This is a genomic window from Thalassobaculum litoreum DSM 18839, assembly GCF_900102465.1.
GTDB lineage: Bacteria > Pseudomonadota > Alphaproteobacteria > Thalassobaculales > Thalassobaculaceae > Thalassobaculum > Thalassobaculum litoreum.
The window spans coordinates 1-7219 of sequence record NZ_FNBW01000033.1 but is presented as its reverse complement, the minus strand read 5'-3'; the positions used below and the strand labels follow the sequence as shown (position 1 = coordinate 7219).

5 protein-coding genes are annotated in these 7219 nt (G+C 60.8%); 2 read left to right on the top strand and 3 right to left on the bottom strand.

Annotated elements, in window-relative coordinates; genetic code table 11:
* Positions 1-1295, bottom strand: a 1295-nt coding sequence (locus BLS34_RS24810) for a DUF4347 domain-containing protein (RefSeq protein WP_175474389.1), incomplete at its 3' end; no start/stop codon positions are given.
* 437 nt (positions 1296-1732) lie between these two features.
* Between BLS34_RS24810 and BLS34_RS24805 the strand changes: the two genes are divergently transcribed.
* A complete protein-coding gene (locus tag BLS34_RS24805) occupies positions 1733-2836 on the top strand; it encodes a hypothetical protein (protein WP_139189484.1) in 1104 nt (367 codons plus the stop codon).
* 122 nt (positions 2837-2958) lie between these two features.
* Here BLS34_RS24805 and BLS34_RS24800 read toward each other — a convergent pair whose 3' ends face one another.
* Positions 2959-4482 (bottom strand): calcium-binding protein, encoded by a 1524-nt coding sequence (locus tag BLS34_RS24800; RefSeq protein WP_093154727.1) that lies wholly within the window; start codon positions 4480-4482, stop codon positions 2959-2961.
* Between the two features lie 299 nt (positions 4483-4781).
* On the opposite strand from BLS34_RS24800, the gene BLS34_RS24795 reads away from it, so the two are divergent.
* Complete coding sequence (locus BLS34_RS24795) at positions 4782-4970, top strand: hypothetical protein (protein WP_093154724.1); 189 nt, start codon at positions 4782-4784, stop codon at positions 4968-4970.
* Between the two features lie 59 nt (positions 4971-5029).
* Here the strand turns inward: BLS34_RS24795 and BLS34_RS24790 are convergent.
* Positions 5030-7219, bottom strand: a 2190-nt coding sequence (locus BLS34_RS24790; RefSeq protein ID WP_139189483.1) for a calcium-binding protein, incomplete at its 5' end; no start/stop codon positions are given.

Genomic DNA, 7219 nt, shown 5'->3' with positions numbered 1-7219 from the left:
CCGGTCACCGCCAGGGTGCCGCCGTTGATCGTCACCGTGCCGGCGCTCAGGTTTCCGTCCCCGGCGACCGAGAGCGTGCCCTGGCTGACGGTCATGGAGCCCGAGGCGGTGTTGGTTCCGGACAGCGTGAGCGTGCCGGTACCGGTCTTGGCCAGCACGTTTGTCGCGCCGCCCTGGCTCACAGTGCCGGATATGCTGACATTGTTGGCGCCGGTATCGATGGTCGCGGTATCCTGGACCTCGATATTCGAGGTGTAGGTCGCGCTGGTCGTGAACCGCACGGTCGAATTGCCCAGGATGTCGATCAGGGGCGCCGAGGTCGTCGTCCCGATCTCGGCGGTCGTGCCGCCGAGAACCCATATCCTGCTCGTCCCGCTGATCGAGCCGTTCAGAGCGATGGTTCCGCCACCTGCCGTCTGAAGGACGAATGAGCCGCCGGTGAAAGAAACCCCGGAATTGAGCGTCAGCGATTGTCCGGCGGAAATATCGAAGTAGAGATGGGAGTCCGCAACGATGTCCGATCCGCCGATCGTCAGCGAGGTTGTCGTTCCCGTGAAATCGAAGCTCGCGGCGGCGCCAAGGGTAAAGGTCGGTGAGGCCGCTAGGTTGATCGTGTCGACGGGGAGGAGGTTACTGAAATGTACATTTTGGTAACCAGGTGTCTCTAGGGCGGCAGCCGCGTTGGCAGTAACGGCAGCCCACTGGAGTGTATTATCGCTATCGTCACCGGAGTTGCTGGTGACGTCCACATCCAGCAGGCCGGGCCACAGGGCGGCGCCATCCAGCTCGATCAGATTGGAAGACACCATTTGGGATGCGCCGACAGCCACGTCGAAGTTCCAGTCGCCGCCACGTGATGCCGCGCCAGTCGGTGTCGAGGATGCGAGGACCCGGCTGCCCAGCGCCGCCGCCAGGGTTGCGACGAACGCCCGGCCGCTCTCACCCGCGCCGACCGAACAGCCGTAGAGCGTGACTGGCGCGCCGGCGAGACGCCGCCGGATGTCGGCAAGCTCCACCACCGATCGCCGCAGGGCCGCCGTATCGATGCGCTTCCGCCCAAGCAGGAGCCGCCCGGGCGCGCCGTGGCTGATCAGATGAACTGAAGATGGCGGCGTTCTGCTCTCGCTCAAAGCGCGGCGCAGCAGGGCCAACCCGTCGGCACCCTGCGGCATCCGCACCACCCGGCACGGGCGCGCCAGGGCGGCCAGCAAACCGTCTGCAGCGGGGACCCGAGCATCGATCAGAACAAGATCCGGCGCGGCATCCGCGTCGGTATCTGGACGTTCGATTGTCATGAACGGATCATCCTTGAAGGCGCATGCCCCAAAGGGGCAAAGGAGACGGGCTGCCTGGGTCGAATCCCCGGATCGGGCGGCAGATCGCGCGGGACGGCCGAACGCCGCGGCAGGTCGCCACAAAAAGTCCACGCGCCCCATGCCCCAATCGATGTGCTGCCCGGTAGTCCAAGTGCTCGCCATTTGCCCGCAGCCAAATCGCGTTCGGCGCCAGATCACGCCTCATGGTGGCGCGTGCATCGGAGTCAGCAGTTCAGGAATTTTGGTAATTCCAAAGATTCCGCAATTGACGATTTCGATGGGGCGAAACATCTACAGATTAATTCCAGAGACTTTCGGTCTACACTGAGATTTCAAAAAATCGCCTTGCGCTTGAGGGACACCCAGGCAAATGACGTTAATTTCTGATTTTTCCGAAATACGGGATTTTATCTTTGTTGAGCAGAGCCAATTCGGTAGCGTTCGCCCAAAAACTGGGGCTCCTCATGCGGGTGCTTGGCATCGTCACCCACAAGCAGCTCTATATCCGCCTGAAGGAGATCAATCCGGGGACGGGTTATCGCCCAGAGCTTGCCTACAAGTGGGCAAATGGGGTGGCGTCCCCGCGCGACCCCTCGGTCTACGACGATCTGGCCACTCTGGTCGATCTCAACGACGGCGGTTATCCGGTTAGCGGCTCGGTTCTCCGAGCTTGCAGTTATCAGACCTTTCACGGGTTTTTGGTGGCCCAGTACGGCACCAAGGTTCCGAAAGACGAGGTTGAGCCGTCGAACCCCGCAAGCACGCGCCAACCGACGGCTGAACGCCGTGGCCCGGAACATGACAAACCTGAAGACCAGATTGAAACCCCAAGCGATATTGGATCCGCGAATACCCTGCCCGCCTACATAGCGGGAGCGTATTTTGTGTTGAGCAACGCGTGGTCGACGCTCCAGCGTCGCTATGTGTTGTGTGGCGAGTTGATCATTCGCGCGCGCGCCGACGGAACATGGATGGCCTCCTATCTGGAACGTCTTCCGGGCGGTGATCTGATCATGACCGGGCAGATCTTCCGCATCGGGCGGAGTCTGCAGGTCACGCTGGTCAACACCGCGTTTGAGAACGTCCTTGCAATGACGTTCTTGCTGCCGCACGCCCCCGGGGCGGTCTTGAGCGGCATCATGAGTGGGACTGCGCTGCACGACACAGACATGCGACCCTCGGCGGGACGGGTCCTCTGTATCGGGATGCCCTATCTCAAAAGCGCTTCGGTGGCGGACACAGCCACACCGAACGATAGGATCGGCTTCGGGTTCGCGCCCGGTCCGGCCTATCTGGAAGGCACGACAACAGCGATTGCGAACCGACTTGAGGTCATGGGTCTCGATCGGGAACTAGCGCTACTGGCCGCTTCGGACGTGCTGCCGTTCCTCACCGAAGACGGAGAGGCTGGGGTCATCCAGGCGGGCGGCGGTCGGACGGACGCGATCACCCGTGTGCTCCTCCAGGTAGGCGGTCGCACCGACGAAGAGAACGTCACCACGATCTATCCGTGGTCCTGACCCGATTTTGGTCCAGCCGCTATGCGACTTTTCGGGCTGGTGGTGAGTCTCGTAAGCGCATGTGTCCAGCTATGAGGCACCGGGCACGGATTAGGGTCGAGGTTTTGTGACCCTGCCCAGGTTTACGTGAAGAGCCACTCGGAATAGCCGTCGACCAGAAAGCCGGTTCGTCCCTCGGTGAAACCGAAGGTCAGGTAGTGTTCGAGCGCGTTGACGCCAGCATCGGCGACGTCGGGATTGCTCTCGAGGTACTTGGATGTGTCGAAGAACTGCGAGGCAGCGCGGCCCTCAAACGCCCCAAGTGACTTGTAGTGTTCATAAGCGCTGACAAAGTATCCGTCCGTAATCGCCGCGGCCACGTCGGAATTGGCGGCGAGGTAGTACGCTCCATCAAACATTGGATTTGGGTCGCGAGCTTCCGCATAACCGAGTGAAGTGAAGTGCTCGAGTCCGTTTGTGAACTGCCCATCAGCGACAGCAGCGGCGATATCCGGGTTGTTGTCGAGGTAATAGGTTTCATCGAGGCTGTAGGTGAAGTTTATGGAGCGATCTTCGTCTTTGCCGACAGCCTCGAAATGCGCCAGCCCGGATGAAAAGTAACCGGCGGTCACAGCGGCCGCGACATCCGGATTGGCGGCTAAATAGCGCGCTTCGCTGTCGAGAGTGATGACGGTTCGACCATCAGCAAACGCTAGAAGCTCAACACCGTCGACGGTGTCGGAGCCAGCGAGGGAGACAGCCCCTTGTGATCTCTGCACGTCTGCTGCAAGCAACGAATACGGCACGTCAAAACGCGCTACATCGCGCCCTTCAGCACCGACGAGAAGATCATCACCTGCGCCACCCGCCAAAGTGTCGTCACCGATGCCCCCCGACAGAGTATCCTCGCCGCTTCCCCCGTTGAGCGCGTCGTTTCCACCGGCCCCGTAAAGCGCGTCGTTGGCCTCCTCGCCGAATAAGGCGTCATTTCCGTCCTCGCCATAGAGCAGGTCGTTGCCCAGACCGCCTGACTGAGTGTCGTCGCCGGCACCGCCAGAAAGCGTGTCGTCGCCCGCACCGCCGCTTAAGAGATCGTTGCCCGCACCGCCGTATAGGGCGTCGTTGTCGGCCTCTCCGGCTAGCGTATCGTCGCCCTCATTGCCCTCCAGGCGATCACTTCCGTCACCACCTGTCAGGGCATCGTTACCAGTCCCGCCATAGAGCAGGTCGTTCCCGGCATCCCCGAAGAGCAGGTCGCTCCCGTCGCCGCCGAAAATTGTGTCCGGATCCCCGCCGCCGTATAGGGCGTCGTTGCCGGCATCGCCGTACAGCAGGTCGGAGCCCGCCGCACCCGATAGCGCGTCTGAGCCGTCACCTCCGACAAGCACATCGTTGCCGGTCCCTCCCGATAGAGTGTCGTTGCCTGCTTGACCATAGAGGGCGTCAAGCCCGTCGCCGCCGCGAAGAAGGTCCTGACCACCACCGCCTTCCAGGACGTCATTGCCATCATTGCCGAGCAATTCGTCGTCCGAGGCACTCCCGATGATCTCGTCATCTCCGTTGCTACCAGACGCAGTGAGCCGGTTGACGACCTCGCTGCCGGAGCCATAGGCGGTAATCGCTGCGGCCTCTCGGCGCTGCTCCTCGGAGGTATCGTCAATCGGCATTGCTCGCTCCCCAATACTGCCGTCAGCTGATGGAGCCAGCGTCGCAGGCCAGCCAGGCCCGGAAGGCCGCAAGTGCCGCGCCGATGGCGACAATTAGGCCAGGGGAAACCAGCAGTGAGTGGATAGCGAAACACACTCCACCATTGCCATATCCGCCCACTCCACCATCAATAGTGATTTAACTTAAATATCTGATTCGTCCGATTTCGTCATGGAGTGAGGCCGTTGTATCAGGGAATCGGGGTGAATAATTTTCGTCGTTTGTCTCTAATAGAGATGGTCCGTGGAATGAGCTTGAGATGCGCAAGGGCCTCATGAGCGCGCGGAGCGCCATCCTCGGGCCCATCGCCACCATGATCGTGATGGTGGCGATGGTGCCGCAAGGACCGGCAGCGCTCCATGACACAAGCCGGACTGTGTCCAGCGGTGCAGCGGATATCGTGCTTCTGGCCAGCCCGCGACGCTTCTCCGACGATACTCTCGCTTAACGAGCCGCGCTCGACCATGCGTCGTCAGTCGGGCAGTTTATTCGGCCCCCTGCTCACCTCTAGACTAGAGGGTCATCCGACACGAAGCCGGCGCGGCCTTCGTAGATCCCGTATTTGAGATAATGATCAAGGGCGTTCATGCCGCTCTCTGCCACATCAGTATATTCAGAGAGATATTTCGCCGTATCGAAGTACTGCGACGCCGCGCGACCTTCTTGAGCCCCACGCAGCTGATAGTGCTCGTATGCGCTATCGAATACTGAAGCTGAAACTGCTTCGGCCACGTCAATATTTTCAGCTAGATAGAAGGCGCTATCGAACAGAGGGGTTGGATCGCGGCCTTCTGCTTGGCCGTGCTGCTCAAAATGAACTCTCCCGGATGCGATCTCACCAAAGGCTACCGCTTCGGCAACATCGCTATTCATCTCAAGATAGTACGACTCATCGAAGGTCATGTCCGCACTGCTGAAACGACCTTCGGCCTGCCCATGTTGCTCATAATGTTCGCGGCCCGAGGAAAAGAGGCCTGCAGACACTGCGTCCGCGACGTCTGTGTTTTGAGCTAGATACTCCGCCTCGTTGAAACTTGCGGCGCCACTCATTTTGTCGACTGTCAGCATCACGCGGTTGTCGGAAAAGGTAAGTATTTCCACCCCCGACTCTAACCTGTCATCACCTTCCGCAGAGATCGCCCCGTCGTAACGTTGTACCCAACCAAAAGAGGCTTGGTACTTGACTGAGAACGCACCGACGTCTCGTCCAAGGCCACCAACGAGTACATCGTCACCCTCGTTGCCCAGAAGCACATCATTGCCGGATCCGCCATTAACCGTGTCGTTGCCGATGCCGCCAAAAACCCGGTCGTTACCGCCGTCGCCGTTCAATTCATCATTACCATCACCCGACCCGACAGTGTCGTCACCGTCTCCGCCGAACAATGTGTCGTCGCCCACGCCAAGAGAAATGAATTGGCTGTCGTCATCTCCCTCCACAAAATTGTCGCCTGATCCGCCCGTGACCGTTGCAGAACCCATTACCGAAGCGAATTCGATATTGTCGAGTTGAAGCGTCCTGCCTGAGGGAAGAGATCGCAGGTCAATGACGAAGGCCTCGGACTGCGTTGACCCATCAGCGGCACTTGTTCCGGTGATTACGATCGGGTCTGAAACAGTGCTCGACGTTGTGGTGGGCACGATTGTCCGGACGTCTAATAGCGTTGTACTGGCGAGCTTATTCAGAAATGTTCGGGCGCCGGAAATCAACAAATCCTGTGACAAGGAAGCACGCCCTTCCACCGCTTGTAGCAGTGAGGCGGCGGCGTCCATCGGCGTTTGAGCTGTCGCCGGCCCTTGGGAAGTTATGCTCATGCCCGAGGGAAGGGTCGCCGTAACGACGTTGCTGTTATTTCCGGTGTTCTCAACAATCGCCGCCGTACCGGCCGTGGGTCCGTTGTTGGTGATCGTGCGGCCACCACCGGTCGACTCCGTCGGCGTGCTGTCGGTCACGACCACGGTTCCACCACCGGAGGGCGCGCCACCGCCACCACCGGTCGGCGGTGCGACCAAGGTGATCGTCGTGTTGCCGCCGGCGAAGGCTGCGTTGAACGTCCCGCTTCCCGAGGTGATGCCGGTGAGCGTGGTCGCGACGCTGCCGCTGATGTCGATCGTGCCGCTGGCGGTCGTGCCATTCAAGGCCGACAGGTCCTTGCCGGTGACAACGATGCTGTCGCCCACCGCGAAGTCGGAGATGGTGTCGCCGTTGAAATCCGACGCGCTGCCAGTGAACGTGTCGTTACCCGCACCACCGGCCAGCGTATCGAACCCGCTCCCACCACTCAGAACGTCGTTGCCGGCACCGCCGGAGAGTGAGTCGGAACCAGCGCCGCCTGAAAGCGTGTCGCTACCGTCGCCGCCATACAAAAAGTCGTCGTTGGCGCCGGCCCGCAAGAGGTCATTGCCGGCACCGCCCGAGACCGTATCCGCCCCGTCACCGCCGGATAGCTCGTCATTGCCCGCACCGCCGAGGAGCAGATCGTTTCCAGAGGTGCCATACAGGAAGTCATTGCCGGCAGCACCAGAGATCGTGTCGGCCCCGCCACCGCCTTTCAGGGTGTCGTTGGCGCTACCGCCGGTCATGGAGAAGGTGCCGTCGGTTTCGGCCGACCCGTCCCAGTTGATGGCGGACGTGTTGGTCGAGCCGTTGACCGTCAGGGTCTGGCCGGACGCCACCGTCCCGTCATGGGTCGTGAC

Coding starts and splice junctions, on each gene's coding strand:
- BLS34_RS24800 (WP_093154727.1), bottom strand. CDS start 4,482: ATGCCGATTGACGATACCTCCGAGGAGCAGCGCCGAGAGGCCGCAGCG.
- BLS34_RS24795 (WP_093154724.1), top strand. CDS start 4,782: ATGCGCAAGGGCCTCATGAGCGCGCGGAGCGCCATCCTCGGGCCCATC.